Annotated in this window: 15 protein-coding genes and 1 pseudogene; 10 read left to right on the top strand and 6 right to left on the bottom strand. The window is 63.4% G+C overall.

The window, feature by feature from the left end; all coding sequences use genetic code 11:
• The 3 genes and pseudogenes from JaAD80_RS30755 to tsaB form a co-directional block, all read right to left on the bottom strand.
• Nucleotides 1-248, bottom strand: a pseudogene (locus JaAD80_RS30755) (uracil-DNA glycosylase); the annotation flags it as partial.
• Nucleotides 245-736 carry a ribosomal protein S18-alanine N-acetyltransferase gene (gene rimI / locus JaAD80_RS18220; RefSeq protein ID WP_102296103.1) on the bottom strand — a complete coding sequence of 164 codons (492 nt, stop codon included), beginning with the start codon at nucleotides 734-736 and terminating at the stop codon, nucleotides 245-247. The gene rimI and the pseudogene JaAD80_RS30755, both read right to left, overlap by 4 nt.
• Nucleotides 733-1,458, bottom strand: a complete 726-nt coding sequence (tsaB, locus tag JaAD80_RS18215; RefSeq protein WP_102296095.1) for a tRNA (adenosine(37)-N6)-threonylcarbamoyltransferase complex dimerization subunit type 1 TsaB — start codon at nucleotides 1,456-1,458, stop codon at nucleotides 733-735. Before tsaB ends, rimI begins: the two co-directional genes overlap by 4 nt.
• Nucleotides 1,459-1,678: 220 nt before the next feature.
• Between tsaB and dapC the strand changes: the two genes are divergently transcribed.
• The 7 genes from dapC (at nucleotide 1,679) to JaAD80_RS18180 (ending at nucleotide 10,349) form a co-directional block, all read left to right on the top strand.
• Nucleotides 1,679-2,911, top strand: a complete 1,233-nt coding sequence (dapC, locus tag JaAD80_RS18210; protein WP_102296093.1) for a succinyldiaminopimelate transaminase — start codon at nucleotides 1,679-1,681, stop codon at nucleotides 2,909-2,911.
• Nucleotides 2,912-2,934: 23 nt separating this feature from the next.
• Nucleotides 2,935-3,762 (top strand): 2,3,4,5-tetrahydropyridine-2,6-dicarboxylate N-succinyltransferase, encoded by an 828-nt coding sequence (gene dapD / locus JaAD80_RS18205; protein WP_046683916.1) that lies wholly within the window; start codon nucleotides 2,935-2,937, stop codon nucleotides 3,760-3,762.
• 231 nt (nucleotides 3,763-3,993) lie between these two features.
• Complete coding sequence (locus tag JaAD80_RS18200) at nucleotides 3,994-5,541, top strand: FAD-dependent oxidoreductase (protein ID WP_102296091.1); 1,548 nt, start codon at nucleotides 3,994-3,996, stop codon at nucleotides 5,539-5,541.
• 136 nt (nucleotides 5,542-5,677) lie between these two features.
• Complete coding sequence (locus JaAD80_RS18195) at nucleotides 5,678-6,031, top strand: ArsC family reductase (RefSeq protein ID WP_102296090.1); 354 nt, start codon at nucleotides 5,678-5,680, stop codon at nucleotides 6,029-6,031.
• A gap of 108 nt (nucleotides 6,032-6,139) precedes the next feature.
• Nucleotides 6,140-7,276 (top strand): succinyl-diaminopimelate desuccinylase, encoded by a 1,137-nt coding sequence (dapE, locus tag JaAD80_RS18190; RefSeq protein WP_102296088.1) that lies wholly within the window; start codon nucleotides 6,140-6,142, stop codon nucleotides 7,274-7,276.
• 56 nt (nucleotides 7,277-7,332) lie between these two features.
• A complete protein-coding gene (gene prmB / locus JaAD80_RS18185) occupies nucleotides 7,333-8,223 on the top strand; it encodes a 50S ribosomal protein L3 N(5)-glutamine methyltransferase (RefSeq protein WP_102296086.1) in 891 nt (296 codons plus the stop codon).
• A 134-nt stretch (nucleotides 8,224-8,357) separates the two neighbouring features.
• The gene (locus JaAD80_RS18180) at nucleotides 8,358-10,349 is read left to right on the top strand and encodes an ATP-binding cassette domain-containing protein (RefSeq protein WP_102296084.1); all 1,992 of its coding nucleotides are present in this window, start codon (nucleotides 8,358-8,360) and stop codon (nucleotides 10,347-10,349) included.
• Nucleotides 10,350-10,388: 39 nt separating this feature from the next.
• Here JaAD80_RS18180 and JaAD80_RS18175 read toward each other — a convergent pair whose 3' ends face one another.
• The gene (locus tag JaAD80_RS18175) at nucleotides 10,389-10,865 is read right to left on the bottom strand and encodes a chemotaxis protein CheW (protein ID WP_102296082.1); all 477 of its coding nucleotides are present in this window, start codon (nucleotides 10,863-10,865) and stop codon (nucleotides 10,389-10,391) included.
• Between the two features lie 204 nt (nucleotides 10,866-11,069).
• Between JaAD80_RS18175 and arfB the strand changes: the two genes are divergently transcribed.
• Nucleotides 11,070-11,468 (top strand): alternative ribosome rescue aminoacyl-tRNA hydrolase ArfB, encoded by a 399-nt coding sequence (gene arfB, locus JaAD80_RS18170; RefSeq protein ID WP_034749850.1) that lies wholly within the window; start codon nucleotides 11,070-11,072, stop codon nucleotides 11,466-11,468.
• Here the strand turns inward: arfB and JaAD80_RS18165 are convergent, their stop codons facing one another.
• Together JaAD80_RS18165 and JaAD80_RS18160 are read right to left on the bottom strand one after the other, a co-directional pair.
• Entirely contained in the window at nucleotides 11,469-13,328 is a 1,860-nt protein-coding gene (locus JaAD80_RS18165) for a flagellar assembly protein A (protein WP_180979465.1), read from the bottom strand. It abuts the gene before it with no gap.
• A 155-nt stretch (nucleotides 13,329-13,483) separates the two neighbouring features.
• Nucleotides 13,484-13,879: a hypothetical protein gene (locus JaAD80_RS18160; protein WP_102296079.1), complete on the bottom strand. Its 396-nt coding sequence runs from the start codon at nucleotides 13,877-13,879 to the stop codon at nucleotides 13,484-13,486.
• Between the two features lie 264 nt (nucleotides 13,880-14,143).
• Between JaAD80_RS18160 and ompR the strand changes: the two genes are divergently transcribed.
• The gene (gene ompR, locus JaAD80_RS18155) at nucleotides 14,144-14,845 is read left to right on the top strand and encodes a two-component system response regulator OmpR (RefSeq protein ID WP_223278807.1); all 702 of its coding nucleotides are present in this window, start codon (nucleotides 14,144-14,146) and stop codon (nucleotides 14,843-14,845) included.
• Nucleotides 14,846-14,858: 13 nt separating this feature from the next.
• Nucleotides 14,859-16,217 (top strand): sensor histidine kinase, encoded by a 1,359-nt coding sequence (locus JaAD80_RS18150; RefSeq protein ID WP_102296077.1) that lies wholly within the window; start codon nucleotides 14,859-14,861, stop codon nucleotides 16,215-16,217.
• Nucleotides 16,218-16,835 lie beyond the last annotated feature (618 nt).

Raw genomic sequence — 16,835 nt, 5'->3', positions numbered from 1 at the left:
ACGCTGGCGGCGACGCCTGCCGCCTCGGCCACGACTGCCGGGCCGGCAGCATCGGCCGCCAGTGGCGCAGGGACAGGCGCAGGCTCATCGGCCACGGGCACCGCCTGCATGACAGGCTCGGCCATGATTGCCTCGACGGCGACAGGTTCCGCTGCCACGGCATCCTGCGCTTCCGGCGCGACGCCCTGGCGCAAGCGCCACAATGGCCCGACGCCCATTTCATCGAGAAAAACAGCGCTGCGGCTCATAAGGTATAACGCATCACGATGGCGTCCTCACGTTGCGAATCGGCGGCCGGGTAATAGCCCTTGCGCCGCCCGATCTGTTCAAATCCATAGCGCTGGTAAATATCGAGCGCACGCACGTTCGACGGGCGCACTTCCAGCAGCATCGATTCCATGCCCAGCTGGCGCGCGCAGGCGCAGGACTGGTTCAGCAGGAAACGGCCCAGGCCCTGGCCCTGAATAGCGCCGTCGACGGCCACGTTGAGCAGGTGGGCTTCATCGACCACCAGCATCAGCAGGAAATAGCCGAGCAAGGTGCCATCCACGTCGCGCAGCACCCAGGCCGGGTAGCCGCTTTTGAGGGAATCGACAAAATTGCCATGCGTCCAGGGATGCGGATACACGCGCTCTTCCAGCGCCAGCACTTCTGCCAGGTCCGCTTCGGCCATCGGCTGATAGTCGAGGCGCAGCAAGTCCCAGCCGGCGGCACGGTCCTGGCCCGCCACGCTCATTGCGCGGACTCCGCAGCGGCCTTGGCAGCCTGCATGTCCTGGCGTTCCGCGCTGGTGTAGGCGATCTTGTTGCGCAAATACAAAGGCTGCGCATCGGCCGCCTTCACAACATGGCCGGCGGCAAAGGCGATACGCGCCAACTGCGCCACTTGCACGGCATGCGGCATGACGGCGGCGTCGGCGCTGGCGGCGCACGGCAGCCCAGCCAGGGCTTCGGCATAGGCGGCAAAGCCGTTGCCGCAGCCGGCCACGTCGCCTTGCGGTACAACGCCGGCAGGCGCGCTCAGCGCGGGCGGCAGGACGGTTTGCAAGCCATCCTGGTATGCATATTGCGCCCAATACACTTCGCCCATGCGGGCGTCGAGCACGGCAAGGATGCGCTGCGCGCCGTGAGCCTGGTGGCAGGCCAATGCCATGGCATCGAGGGTGACAACGGGCACGACGGGCAAATTGGCGCCGTAGGCCAGGCCTTGGGCGATGCCGCAGGCCGTGCGCACACCGGTAAACGAGCCGGGGCCGGAGCCGTAGGCGATGGCATCGACGTCAGCCAGGGTCACGCCCGCTTCGGCCAGCAATTCCTGCACCATCGGCAGGATGGACTGGGAATGCGTGCGCACGCCCGACGACGCACGGGAAAGGACGGCATCGCCGCGCAGCAAGGCGCAAGAGGCGAGTTCCGACGAGGTTTCAATAGCAAGCAAGGTGGGAAGTAAGATAGGCATGGCGTATTTTACCCTGCCGCGCCACGACGCGGCACTCCCCGGCGCACTACGCCAAGGCAGGCCATCGTCAGCAACAAGCAGCCGCTTGCACAGTCCAGGCGCGAGGACGGCTATAATAAAAGGCTACGCGATTGTTTGACCTGCGTCATTGCGCCAAGCCTGGCCGCGCCCGGCAACCGATCCGCGACACACTCACCCCACTCTTGCCCTGGTCCGTTCCGTGAATCCACTTCTTGCTAAACTGCAACCATACCCGTTTGAAAAGCTGCGCCAGCTGTTTGCCGGCGTGACGGTCAATCCCGAATACGCACCCATCAGCCTGGGCATGGGCGAACCCAAGCATCCGACGCCGGCTTTCATCGAGCAGGCATTGACCGACAATATCCACGGTCTGGCCAGCTATCCGACCACCATCGGTTCAGAAGCCTTGCGTAGCGCCATCGCCGGCTGGCTGGAACGCCGCTATGGCATCCCCAAGCTCAATCCTGCCACGCAGATCCTGCCCGTGAACGGTTCGCGCGAAGCGCTGTTTGCGCTGGCGCAAACGGTGATCGATCCGGCCGCCGGTTCGCTCGTGATCAGCCCGAATCCGTTTTACCAGATCTATGAAGGCGCGGCCTACCTGGCCGGCGCCGAACCGTATTTCGTCAATTCCGACCCGGCGCGCAACTTCGGCTGCGACTACGACAGCGTGCCCGCGTCCGTGTGGGAAAAGGTCAAGCTGCTGTTCCTGTGCTCGCCAGGCAACCCGACGGGCGCCGTGCTCACCCTGACGGACTGGGAACACCTGTTCGCCCTGTCCGAGCGCTACGATTTCATCATCGCCGCCGACGAGTGCTATTCCGAGATTTACCATGGCGACACGCCACCGCTGGGCGCGCTGCAGGCGGCGCACATGCTGGGCCTGTCCACCGTCGAGCGCCCGTATGCGCGCCTGGTGGTGTTTTCCAGCCTGTCGAAACGATCGAACGTGCCCGGCATGCGCTCGGGCTTCGTGGCCGGCGACGCGGAGGTCCTGAAAAAATTCCTGCTCTACCGAACCTACCACGGCGGCGCCATGAGCCCCGCCGTGCAGGCGGCCTCCGTCGCGGCCTGGAACGACGAAACCCATGTCGAGGAAAATCGCGCCAAGTACCGCGCCAAGTTCGACGCCATCACGCCGCTGCTGCAAGCGGTGATGGACGTGCAATTGCCGGACGCCGGCTTCTACCTGTGGGCCGACGTCAGCCGCACGGGACTGTCCGACACCGAATTCGCGCAACGCCTGTACGCCGAATATAATGTGACGGTGTTGCCTGGCAGTTACCTGGCGCGCGACGCGCACGGCATCAATCCGGGCCGCAACCGCATCCGCATGGCCCTGGTGGCCGAAACGGCCGAAGGGCTGGAAGCGGCCCTGCGCATAGTAAAATTCTGCCAGCAGCTTTCCGCATCCGCATCAACCACGCATTAACCCTACATAAACAAGACATCATCATGAGCCAACAACTGCAAACCATCATCGACCAGGCCTGGGAAAACCGCGCCGAGATCAATCCGGGCAACGGCACGGCCGAACTGCGCGACGCCGTCTCCCACGTCATCAATGGCCTGGATAACGGCAGCATCCGCGTGGCGGAAAAAACCACGGGCGACTGGGTAGTCAACCAGTGGGTCAAGAAAGCCGTGCTGCTGTCGTTCCGCCTGGAAGACAACGTCGTCCTGCCATCCGATGGCACGATGCAGTTCTACGACAAGGTCCCGACCAAGTTCGCCAACTACACCAAGGAAGACTTCGCCAAGGGCGGTTTCCGCGTGGTGCCGCCTGCCGTCGCCCGCCGCGGCAGCTTCATCGCCAAGAACGTCGTGCTGATGCCGTCCTACGTCAACATCGGCGCCTACGTCGATGAAGGCGCCATGGTCGACACCTGGGCCACCGTCGGCTCCTGCGCGCAGATCGGCAAGAACGTCCACCTGTCCGGCGGCGTCGGCATCGGCGGCGTGCTGGAACCAATGCAAGCGAACCCGACCATCATTGAAGACAACTGCTTCATCGGCGCCCGTTCGGAAATCGTCGAAGGCGTGATCGTCGAAGAAAACTCCGTCATCTCGATGGGCGTGTACATCGGCCAGTCGACCAAGATCTACGACCGCGCCACGGGCGAAGTGACCTACGGCCGCGTACCGGCCGGCTCCGTCGTGGTGTCGGGCAACCTGCCTTCGGAAGATGGCAAGTACTCGCTGTACTGCGCCGTCATCGTCAAGCGCGTGGATGCAAAAACCCGCGCCAAGACCGGCATCAACGAACTCCTGCGCGGTATCTGATGACCCCTCTGTAAACCTGCTGCGCGTCGCGGGGCGCGGCCGGCGATGCTCACCGTACACATGTACGGTTGCGCTTCTCGGCCACGCCGCGCATCTGCCCGCTACGGTTTGCAGAGGCGTCCTGACGCGCATAGCAAATCATGTCCTGCCATTTGGCGGGACATTTTCATTTCCGGCTAGCAACTTCAATCGTCCCGCTATCCGCCCCCATCCTGTCCTATACTGGATGGCATGAATACTCCTCCCGTCCTGATCGTCGGTGCCGGTCCTACCGGCCTCATGCTTGCCTTGCGCCTGGCGCGCCATGGCGTCGATTGCCGCATCATCGACAGGAACAGCGGCCCGGGCCAGGCATCGCGGGCCATGGCCGTGCATGCGCGCACCCTGGAGTTTTACCAGCAGCTGGGCTTTGCAGACGAACTCGTCAGCCTGGGCATCAAGATCAACGCCATGCACATCCACGAAGGCGGCGAGGAGCTGGTGAAACTGGCGCTGGGCGAGATCGGCGAAGGGCTGAGCCCCTACCCTTTCGTGCTGAGCCTGCCGCAGGACGAGCATGAACGCTTCCTCATCAGCAAGCTGGCGGCGGCCGGCGTACACGTGGAATGGAACGTCGCGCTGGACCTGTGGACGCAGGACGATAGCGAAGTGCAAGCCATCCTGCTCAAGGACGGCGAACGCCAATATTGCACTTATGACTATATTTGCGGCTGCGACGGCGCGCGCAGCAAGGTGCGCGAGATTGCCGGTTTCGACTTCTCCGGCGGCACTTACGACCACCTGTACTACGTGGCCGACGCGCAAGTGGCGGGCAAGAATACGGATTTGCACGCCCACCTGGGCGCGAACTCGTTTGCGCTGATGCTGCCCGTGCGCACGAGCGGCATGCAGCGCCTGATCGGCATCCTGCCCGACCGCCCGGAAGGCGCGCCCGCGCCCGTCTTCGACGATGTGCGCGGCGACGTGGAAAACTTGCTGGGGGTCCAGGTCGAACAAATCAACTGGTTTTCCACCTATAAAGTGCACCACCGGGTAGCCGGGCAATTCCGCGAGCGGCGCTGCTTCATCCTCGGCGACGCGGCACACCTGCACAGCCCTGTGGGCGGCCAGGGCATGAACACGGGCCTGGGCGACGCCGTCAACCTGGCCTGGAAACTGGCGCAAAAACTGCGGGGCCAGAGCAACGACGCCCTGCTCGACACTTATGAAAGCGAGCGCATCGTGTTTGCCCGCAAGCTCGTCGCCACCACCGACCGCGCCTTCCAGGCCATCGTCGCGCAAGGCATCGCCGGGCAATTCCTGCGCCGCTGGCTGGTGCCGCACGCGCTGCCCTTCCTGTCCGGCTTCGCGCGCGCGCGCCGGCTGCTGTTCCAGACGGTATCGCAAATCCAGATCAATTATGACGACAGCGCCCTGTCCGCCGGCCACGCGGAACACTTGCGCGGCGGCGACCGCCTGCCGTGGTTTTCCGACGGCACGCAAGACAATTTTCTCGCCCTGCGCAGCATGGATTGGCAATTGCACATCTATGGCGAGCCCGCGCCGGAATTGCTGGACGAGGCGCGCGTGCTGAAACTGCCCGTGCATTGCTACACCTTCAATGTCGCCGCCAAGCTGGCAGGACTGGGCCGCGATGCCGCCTACCTGGTGCGCCCGGACGGCCACATCGCGCTGGCCCTGCACCTGCAGGAAAGCGGCGCCCTGCGCGCCCTGGCCTTGCGCCTGGGCCTGCATTTCGGCCCGGCGGAATCAGGCAAGGCGGCGCCACGGCCCGTGTAGGGAAAATCTGAGGGACATGTTGCAGCGCCGCATCGGCTGCATATCAACTGTATAATGTCGGCTAACATCGCCTATCGCGCCAGCGCAAGCGCCGCGATCAAGCGAACCGCATTCATTCCCCGTTAGCCCGACCACTATGACCATTACACTCTACGGTATCCCGAACTGCGATACCGTCAAAAAGGCCCGCACCTGGCTGGCCGCGCAGCAGCTCGACTTCAATTTCCACGACTTCAAGAAGCAGGGGCTGGAACGCGCCACGGTCGAGTCCTGGCTGGCGCAATTGCCATGGGATGTGCTGGTCAACAAGAAAGGCACGACCTGGCGCGCCCTGTCCGACGAGCGCAAGGCGTCCATCGTCGACGCGGCCAGCGCGCTGGACCTGATGCTGGAAAACCCGTCGATCATCAAGCGCCCCGTGCTGGACAAGGATGGCCAGTTCAGCGTGGCGTTTTCGGATGCGCAGTATTCAGCCATTTTTTTAGTTTAAACCCGACACCAGCAAGGCCGGGGTCAGACCTTAGGGATCGACATTTGCCCACTGGGGCAAATGTCCCCGGCGGGTCTGACCCCGGATTGACGCTTCGCCAATATTCCCATGACCACCTCCAAAACCCTCGCCCTGACCGAAAAACTGATCGCCCTGTCCTCGGTCACGCCCGATGACAAGGGCTGCCAGCAGCACCTGATCGATATTCTGACGCCACTGGGCTTTGTCTGCGAGACGATCCAGTCGAACGACGTCACCAATTTGTGGGCGCGCCGCGGATTGAGCTCGCCCGTGTTCGTCTTCGCCGGCCACACGGACGTGGTGCCGACCGGCCCCGTCGAGCAATGGCGCTCGCTGCCCTTCATTCCCACGCACCGCGACGGCAAGCTGTACGGCCGTGGCGCGGCCGACATGAAGACCTCGATCGCCGCCATGGTGGTGGCCTGCGAGGAATTCATCGCCGCCACCCCAGAGCATACGGGTTCGATCGCCTTTCTGATCACCAGCGACGAGGAAGGCCCGGCAACGGATGGCACCGTCATCGTCTGCGAGCAACTGAAGGCACGCGGCGAACAGATCGACTATTGCCTGGTGGGCGAGCCGACGTCCAGCGCGCAGCTGGGCGACATGATCAAGAATGGCCGCCGCGGCTCGCTGTCGGGCCGCTTGACGATCAAGGGCGTGCAAGGCCACATCGCCTATCCGCACCTGGCAAAGAATCCGATTCATGAAGCGGCGCAGGCGCTGGCCGACCTGGTCGAGGAAAAATGGGATGCGGGCAACGAGTATTACCTGCCGACGTCGTGGCAGATGTCGAACATCAACGCGGGCACGGGCGCCAACAACGTCATTCCCGGCGACATGGTGATCGATTTCAACTTCCGCTTTTCCACGGCCAGCACGGCGGAAAGCCTGCAGCAACGCGTGCACGCCATCCTCGACAAGCATGACTTGCAATACGATCTGCAGTGGACCCTGAGCGGCCTGCCTTTCCTCACGCCACGCGGCACCTTGAGCGATGCGCTGTCGTCCGCCATCCTGGAAGAAACAGGCATCACGACGGAGCTGTCGACCACGGGCGGGACCTCCGATGGCCGGTTTATCGCGCAAATCTGCCCCCAAGTGATAGAATTCGGGCCGCCCAATGCCAGTATTCACAAGATCGACGAGCACATCGAACTGCGCCACATCGATCCCCTGAAGAATATTTACCGGCGTACGCTGGAGCATTTGCTGCCCGTCTGAACCAGAATACCGAGGCCCGTCACGGCGGGCCAGAACACCGTCTTTTCGAGAATGCCATGACCCCGAACCCGTTTTCCACGCCACGCGACCTGCTGCGCTACGCCGTCACCCGTTTCAACACCGCCAAGCTGTTTTTCGGCCACGGCAGCGCCGAAGCGTTCGATGAAGCCGCCTATCTGGTGCTGCACACATTAAAACTGCCGCTGGACCGCCTGGAACCGTTCCTGGACGCCAAATTGCTGCCGTCGGAAGTGGCCAGCGTGATGGCCGTCATCGACCGCCGCAGCATCGACCGCGTGCCGGCAGCCTACATCACCAAGGAAGCGTGGCTGGGCACGTACAACTTCTACGTCGACGAGCGCGTGATCGTGCCCCGTTCCTTCATCGCCGAGCTGATCCCTGAATACTTCTCGCCGTGGGTGCCGGAACCGGACGCGGTGGAAAACATCCTGGAACTGTGCACCGGCTCGGGCTGCCTGTCGATCATGATGGCCGACGCCTTCCCGAACGCTACCGTGGATGCCGTGGACATTTCCGCCGACGCGCTGGCAGTGGCCAAGCGCAACGTCGACACGTACAAGCTGCAGGACCGCGTGCACCTGATCGAATCGGACCTGTACGCCAACGTGCCAGCCAAAAAGTATGACTTAATCATCAGCAACCCGCCGTACGTGAATTCCGCGTCGATGGGCGCCCTGCCCCAGGAATACCTGGCCGAACCGCAGATCGCCCTCGACGGCGGCAGCGACGGCATGGACCTGGTGCGCAAGATCATCGCCGGCGCGGCCGAGCGCCTGACGGACGACGGCATCCTGATGATTGAAATCGGCAATGAACGCGAATACGCGGAAGCGGCCTTCGGCGCGCTGGGCCTGACCTGGCTGACGACGAGCGCCGGCGACGACATGGTGTTCCTGCTGACGGCCGAGCAGTTGAAACTGGTTTGATCGACTTGGTAGGTCGGATTAACCCGAAGGGCGTAATCCGACGGGCAGCGCCCACTTGTCGGATTACGCTACGCTAATCCGACCTACCTGAATTTTACGGCGCGGGTTCACTCCCAGCCTTTACAAAGAAAAAAATGATACGTTTCCTACAAGTAAGCCTGATGCGCGGCATCAAACCGTTGCTCGAACAAGTCGATGTCACCCTCAACCCGGGCGACAAGATCGGCCTGATCGGCGCCAATGGCGCGGGCAAATCGAGCCTGTTCGCCATGATGCGTGGCGAACTGCACCCTGACCAGGGCGAGATCGATTTCCCCGCCAAATGGCGCGTGGCTTACGTGGCGCAGGAAACCCCGCCGCTGGACCGTGCGGCGCTCGACTACGCCATCGATGGCGACGTCACCCTGCGCAAACTGGAAGCGGAACTGGCGCGTTTGGAAGCGGAACCGGCGACGTCGGAAAACGGCATCGCCATCGGCGAAATCTACAGCGCACTGGCCGATGCCGACGCGTATACCGTGCAGTCGCGCGGCGAGCAATTGCTGCTGGGCCTGGGTTTTACCCTGGACCAGATGCAGCAACCTGTCGCCAGTTTCTCCGGCGGCTGGCGCATGCGTTTGAACCTGGCGCAAGCGCTGATGTGCCCGTCCGACCTGCTGCTGCTCGATGAACCGACCAACCACTTGGATCTGGACGCCATCATCTGGCTGGAAGACTGGCTGAAACGCTATGCCGGCACCCTGCTGATCATTTCCCATGACCGCGACTTCCTCGATGAAGTCGTCAACGTGGTCGTGCATATCGACGAACGCAAGCTGAAGCGCTATTCGGGCAACTATTCGAGCTTCGAGCGCCAACGCGCGGCGCAGATGATCCTGGCCGCCGGCGCGCTGGAAAAGCAGCAGCGCAAGCGTGCCCATCTGGAATCCTTCGTCAACCGCTTCAAGGCGCAGGCGTCCAAGGCCCGCCAGGCACAGAGCCGCATGAAGGCGCTGGCGAAGATGGAAGAGCTGGCGCCATTGCGCGCCGCCGCCGAATTCTCGTTCGAATTCCGCGAGCCATTGAGCGCGCCGAATCCGCTGCTGGTGATGGAAGATGTCGATGCGGGTTACAAGATCGAAAACGAAGCGACGGGCGAAATCACGCACAAGACCATCGTCAACGGCATCAAATTCTCGCTGCAGATCGGCCAGCGCATCGGCTTGCTGGGCCAGAACGGCGCCGGCAAATCGACCTTGATCAAGACTATCGCCGGCGAACTGATGCCGTTGACGGGCGACGCCACCATGGGCAAGGGCCTGAACATCGGCTACTTCGCCCAGCACCAGGTGGAAATGCTGCGCCACGACGAATCGCCGCTGTGGCATCTGTCGAAGATCGCCCCGACCGTGCGCGAGCAGGAACTGCGCAACTTCCTGGGTGGCTTCAACTTCCCCGGCAACATGGTGACCGCCTCGATCGCGCCGTTCTCGGGCGGCGAAAAAGCCCGTCTGGCATTGGCCCTGATCGTCTGGCAGCGTCCGAACCTGCTGCTGCTCGATGAACCGACCAACCACCTGGATCTGGAAACACGCGAAGCGCTGACGGAAGCGCTGGCGCAGTTCGAAGGCACCCTGGTCGTCGTGTCCCATGACCGCCACTTGCTGCGCGCCACCACGGACGAATTCATCATCGTTGCCGACGGCAAGCTGCAGCCGTTCGACGGCGACCTGGACGACTACAAGGACTGGCTGTTCAAGACCAAGCTGGGCAAGGGCACGGACGTGCTGCCGGCCGCAGGCAAGGCCAACAAAACGGACTTCCCCGTCGTCTCGCCCGTCGTTGCCGCGGCAGCCCCTGCCGCGCCCGTGCGCGACAAGCGCAAGGAAGCGGAAGAGCGCCAGAAAACGGCCGCCCTGCGCAAGCCGATCGAAAACAAGATCAAGCGCCAGGAAGAGCAGATCGCCAAGCGCAATGCGCAAAAGGCGGAAACCGACGCCAAGCTGGGCGAGCCGAGCATCTATGACGCCGCCAACAAGGCCAAGCTGAAGCAATTGCTGGCCGACCAGACCTTCTTCACCAAGGACCTGGCGCAGCTGGAAGCGGAATGGCTGGAGTTGCAGGACCAGCTGGAAAAGCTGGGCTAAGGCAACAAGCAAAGACGACCCCAGGGTCGTCTTTTTTTATTACGCCGCCTGCATCGGGCTGGGACTGCGGATCGCCATCAGGCGGTCGATGTCGACCAGGATCAGGCGGCGCCCCGCCACCTGGCCCAGGCCAAGCAGATAATCGGCCTCGGTCTCGCCCAGGCCGGACACGGCGGTGATATCCTCGTGCGCCAGGCTGACGATGTCGGTAATGCCATCGACCACCATGCCCATCACGCCATTGCTCAACTGCAGGATGATCACGTCGGTGGAAGGGTCGGGCGCACCTTGGGCGCTGCCGAACGCGGCGCGCATGTCGACGATGGGAATGATCACGCCACGCGAGACGGCCACGCTGCGCAGCACCTCGCCTTCCGACGAGAAACGGTCGAGTTCCTTGAGCGGGCGCAACTCCCGCACGCAGCGGTAATCGAGGCCGTATTCGAGGCCACCCAGCCGGAAGCTCAGGTATTGCACGGCGGGCACTGCGGCGCCAGACGGTATCGTGGGCTGCATGATGTTCCTTTCATCCGGTCAGCGCTGCCAGGATGCGGCGCAATGATGCAACTTTGGCCCCATGCTAACGGGCATCATTGCCAACGGCGTTGAGAAACATCAACTTTCCCGGAAGACATTATCGGCTGACCAGTCCCGCATTGCGCCGGCGCAGCCGCGCGCGTCTTGCCTTACAATACCAGCATCTTTTTCCACAGGCAGGCCATGCAACACCTCGTCAATCCCGCCGAAGTTGAATTCTCCGCCATCCGCGCCCAGGGCCCGGGCGGGCAGAATGTCAACAAGGTTTCCAGCGCCATCCATTTGCGCTTCCCCATTGCCGCCTCGTCGCTGCCGGAAGCGTACAAGGAGCGGCTGCTGGCCCTGCGCGACAGCCGCATCAGCAAGGATGGCGTGCTGGTGCTCAAGGCGCAGCAATCGCGCAGCCAGGAGCAGAACAAGGAAGAGGCCTTGCGGCGCTTGCAGGAAATCATCGACAGCGTGACTTTTTTGCCCGCCGTGCGCCGTGCCACCAAGCCCACGCGCAGCTCACAGCGGCGCCGCCTCGACAGCAAGAGCACGCACAGCGTATTGAAACAATCGCGCGGCAAGGTCACTGACTGATCAGGGCGGCGGCTGGTAAGTCCACTCCAGGCTGCCCGTGCTGTCGGCAAACACCAGCTGCGTGGCCGGCGTGGCGCTGCGCAGCAAGGCCTTGATTTCTTTCGGCGGCCGGTCGTAGACCTTGGCCGGCCCCTGCGGCACCACCATGGCGCGCACCGTCGTCTCGCCATCGACCAGGCCCAGGGTGCAGTGCGACTGCCCCGCCGTTGCCTGCCGCTGCAGGCGTAATTGCTCCACCTGCGCCAGCATCTGCGCCTGCGAGATTTCCGATTGCTTCACTTCCAGACGCAGCCGAGCCACCTCCTTGAGCACGGGGGCGATGCGCGCGGCCAGCTTGTCGTACTGCACCTGCTGCGCCGGCTGCAACTGCAATTCGCCGCGCCGCAGCTGTCCCGCCAGCAGCAGATAGTTGCGCACTTCCGGCAGCTGCGCGATGGCATCGTTCTCCTGCTGCCGCTTCTGTTGAACTTGCAGAAACTGCGCGGCGCGCGCCAGGCTTTCGGCAATTTTCTGCTCCAGCGGGCGCAAGTCGGGTACCAGCGGAAACAGCAGCATTTCCACCTGCTTGCGCGGTCCGGCGCTGCCGATGCGGATGGTGCGCGCGGCCACGGCGCAGCCTTCGGCCAGTTCAATGACGACCTCGTCGGCGATGATCTCGCAATTGCTGGCGTGGTCGATCACTACGCGCGTGCCGGCGATGACGCAGCTTTCGGCCCGTTCCAGGTGCACTTCGCCGCTCAGCGCCTGGACCACGGAGCCGGACGACACGCCGTCGATGCGCACGTCGCCGTGCTCGTTGAAGGCCGTGCCGCCCACCAGGTTGCGCTGCAGCCAGATCAGGCCGCCGTGCGAATGCAGATGGCCGTAGACGTCGCCATGGATGGTGATGTCGCTGCCATCGACCGAGCGCTGCTCCTGCACCTCGCCATATTCCTCGTAGGCGGCGCGCAGCTTCAGGTTGCCCGTCGTGCGGCTGCTGACGCCTTCGCGGCTGACGATTTTATTGTCGATGGAAATCTTGCCGTGCTCATCGATATTCACATAGCCATCCAGGGCGGCCACCACGAAGTCGCCATCGCTGAAGTGTTCCACCACCGTGCCGGCGCCCGCCACCGTGGCCAGATCCAGCTCCAGCGGTGCGGGCGGCGGCACTACGTTGCCGGCCAGGTCGAAGCCGGGCAAGCCGGGAGCGCCCCGCAGCAAACGCAGCAGGCGCGCGTGTTTCTTGACCTGCGGAAATCGGTTCTTGAAGCTGAGCAGGTCGAGACGGCCATCCGGGCGCTCGCGCGGCGCATCGTCGCGGTGGATGCCTTGCGACACCTCGACCAGCTGGGCATCGCGGCCCGGCTGCGGCGCCAGCGCGCGCGCCACCGTGATGCGCTCGGCCTTGCCCGCATCGAGCAAGGCGCGCACGGCCAGACTATCGATACCGTAGCGCACGCCCTTGCCCCACAGGTCGGCCACCAGCTCGTCGAACTCGCGGCGCGCCGGCACCTGGCCGTCCGTGCCGGGTGGCAACGCCTCGAAGTAAAACTCGGCGACATCGCCACGGATCTTGATTTGCTTGTACAGCAGGCGGCGCAAGGGCGGGAATGGCGCCACCCGCGCGGCGATGCGCAGCAAGGCTTCGCCCTTGGGCGCGGCGCGCGGCGTCGGCGCGTGGAACAGGGTCAGCAGGAACAGGGCGTAATCGAGGCCAAGCAGCAACTGGCCCGACTGGAACAACTGCTCGACGGCGGCGCGCAGCTGCGCCGGCGCCACGGACAGGTCGAAATACACGCCTTCATGGCGCTGGACGAGACCGTGCGGCAAGCCGGGGGCCTGGTTCGCATCAGGAACGGGCGTGTCGTCGTCGCTCACCACTTGCCTCCCCAGGGTTGTGTGTGCCACCTTGCAATGGAACAATATCACGGGGCGCGGCAGCGTGCCAAAACCAGGGAAATGACAGCATCAACGTGAAAACAGGGCCAATGCATGCATTGGCCCTGTTACGGGGCGGATCGGGTCGGGAAAAATCAGCGGCGCGGCGGATTCGAGTAGATGTCTTGTCCCACTTCATTGATCTGGCGGCGCAGGTCGCGGCGCTCGTCAGGGGTCATGCGGCCCGTGCGGCGCGAGGAATCGCCGCCGTCATTGGCGCGGCGCTGCTCTTCGGCACGCGTGTCGAAACTGCGTGCGTCACGCTGTTCGCGCAGTCGCGTATCATTGCTGTTATTGCGTTGTACCTGTTCGTAGCGCTGTGCCTGCATTTGCTGCTGCTCATCGCGGCGTGGTGGCGGCTGGTTCTGTGCCTGCGCCAGACCGGCGGCAAACAGGGAACAAACGGCAGCGGCGGACAGGACGAGCGAAGAGGCGCGTGCGGCAATCGCTGCGCTGGGAGCGGCGTGAATTTTTTTTGTAAAGATATTCATTGAGTTCCTCTTCCGCAATGCCGTATAAACTTAAAGCTGATTTCCACTGTGGCCCCAGTGTATGATGCTTTACACGGTGCAGTAAGAGTAATTGGGTAAAGTTTGTAACACTTTGTAATGGGTCGCCACAGCCCCTTGTGGGCGCTGCGCGAGGCGTTACTATAGCAACTAATATACGATAACACGACATCCTAAATGACCACAACCTCCACCTCCGGCAGCAATACGACGACGCAATCCATCCACGGCCATCAAGCCAAAATCATGGTGGTGGATGACGATGTGCGCCTGCGCGACCTGCTGCGCCGCTACCTGACCGAACAGGGCTTCAATGTCTTTACGGCCGAGAGCGCGACCGCCATGAACAAGCTGTGGCTGCGCGAGCGCTACGACTTGCTGGTGCTCGACCTGATGCTGCCGGGCGAAGATGGCCTGTCGATCTGCCGCCGCCTGCGCGGCGCGGGCGACCAGACGCCGATCATCATGCTGACGGCCAAGGGCGAAGACGTGGACCGCATCGTGGGCCTGGAAATGGGTGCCGACGACTACCTGCCGAAGCCGTTCAATCCGCGCGAACTGGTGGCCCGCATCGGCGCCGTGCTGCGCCGCAAGGGTCCCGATGAAATCCCGGGCGCGCCATCGGAAACGCCGCAAACCTTCGAGTTCGGCGACTTCGTGCTGGACCTGGGCACGCGCACCCTGAAAAAGAATGGCGAAACGGTGCCGCTGACGACCGGTGAATTCTCCGTCCTGAAAGTATTTGCCCGCCATGCACGCCAGCCCCTGTCGCGCGAAAAACTCATGGAACTGGCGCGCGGGCGCGAATACGAAGTGTTCGACCGCAGCCTGGACGTGCAGATCTCGCGCCTGCGCAAGCTGATCGAGCCTGACCCGTCGAGCCCGCTGTTCATCCAGACCGTGTGGGGCCTGGGCTACGTTTTCATCCCGGACGGACAGCCGCGCTGATCGCTGGCGAGGCATGATGAAGCTTGTTCCCGATATCAGCCTGGCACGGCTGAAAAGCGGCCTGTTCTGGCGTACCTTTTTGCTGCTGGGTACGTTGACCACGGTCAGCATGATCGCCTGGATCGGCATGATTTCCGTCATCCAGCGCGAGCCGCAGGCGCAGCAGATTTCCGCCCAGGTCATTTCCGTTGTCACCATCACGCATGCGGCGCTGACGCACTCGGCGCCCGAGCTGCGGCGCGAGCTGCTGTTCGACCTGGTCAGCAACGAAGGCATCCGCATCTTCCCGCTGGAAGAGGATGACCGCATCGAGCCGCCGCCCGACAATTACCTGATGCCCGACATCGAGGCGCTGGTGAAAGCCAAGCTGGGCGAGGACACGCGCTTTTCCGCGCGCGTGAACGGCGTGGCCGGCTTCTGGGTCAGCTTCAAGATCGACGACGACGAATACTGGCTGATGCTGGAGCGCGAGCGCCTGCGCGGCCTGACGGGCTTCCAGTGGCTGGGCTGGGCCAGCCTGGTGTCGCTGCTGTCCGTGCTGGGCGCGGCCATCATTTCCAGCCTGATCAACCTGCCGCTGTCGCGCCTGACTGCGGCCGCGCGCGACATCGCCAAGGGCAAGCAGCCGGCGCCGCTGCCGGAAAAAGGCCCGATCGAAATCATCGAGGCGAACCGCAGCTTCAACCAGATGGTCGACGACTTGAAACAGGTGGAATCGGACCGCGCCGTGATCCTGGCCGGCATCTCGCACGATTTGCGCACGCCATTGGCGCGCATGCAGCTGGAAGTGGAAATGGCCAACCTGTCGGACGAGGCGCGCGAGGGCATCCAGTCCGATATCGGACAGATGGACGCCATCATCGGCCAGTTCCTCGACTACGCCAGGCCGACGGAAGCGTCGACCTTTACCGATGTCGACCTCAGCGGTTTGCTCAGCGACATGGCGCGTGAAGCGATGCGCTTGCCCGACGTGAAAATCAACGCGGCGATCGCCGAAGGCGCGCATGCGATGGGCAATGCGACAGACTTGCGCCGCGTGCTCAACAACCTGATCGAAAACGCGCGCCGCTACGGCAAGACGCCCGGCAGCGAAGTGACGGAAATCGACATCGCCTGCCAGGTGCGCACCAGCCACGGCGCGAAAAAGGTCATCATCGAAGTGCAGGACCACGGCCCGGGCGTGCCGGCGGAAAAAATCGAACAGCTGTTGAAGCCGTTCACCCGCCTGGACACGGCACGCGGACAAGCCAACGGCGCCGGCCTGGGCCTGGCCATCGTCGACCGCGTGCTGCTGCGCCACGGCGCCGAATTACAAGTGCGCAACCGCGAAGGCGGCGGCCTGGCGTTCCAGATCAGTTTGCCGGCGGTGTAGGCCGGATGAGCGGGAAGCGCGTAATCCGACACCATTGCCGGCCCAAGCTGCCAAGGCGCCTGACATGGCCTGGCGCATCATTCCGGCAAGATCAGCCAACAATGTTGTCGGATTACGGCCTTCGGCCTAATCCGACCTACGCGACTTTAAGCCCGGCGTTTTTGCAAGCGATGTAGGCCGGATGAGCGGGAACCGCGTAATCCGACGACATTGTTGAACTCGCAGGTGCAGCCGCCGAGGCGCCTGGCATGGCGCATCATTCCGGCAAGATAAGCCAACAATGTTGTCGGATTACGGCCTTCGGCCCAATCCGACCACGACTTTAAGCCCGGCGTTGTCGCAGGCGATGTAGGTCGGATTAGCGGGAACCGCGTAATCCGACACCATTGCCGGCCCAAGCTGCCAAGGCGCCTGGCATGGCCTGGCGCATCATTGCGGCAAGATCAGCCAACAATGTTGTCGGATTACGGCCTTCGGCCTGATCCGACCTACGCGGCATCCGGGGTACGCTGCTCRTCGGCCAGGCCATGCGCAGCCGCATGGTGCAGGGCCACGTCGAGCGCGTCCATGAATTCGACGACCTTGATCGGCTTGGTCAGATAGCGGAAGAAGCCGGCC

Origin of the sequence: Janthinobacterium sp. AD80, from assembly GCF_002878455.1 — a bacterium.
In the GTDB taxonomy this organism is placed as follows: domain Bacteria; phylum Pseudomonadota; class Gammaproteobacteria; order Burkholderiales; family Burkholderiaceae_D; genus Janthinobacterium.
The sequence above is the reverse complement of the archived record's forward strand: the minus strand, read 5'-3'. Positions and strand labels throughout refer to the sequence as shown.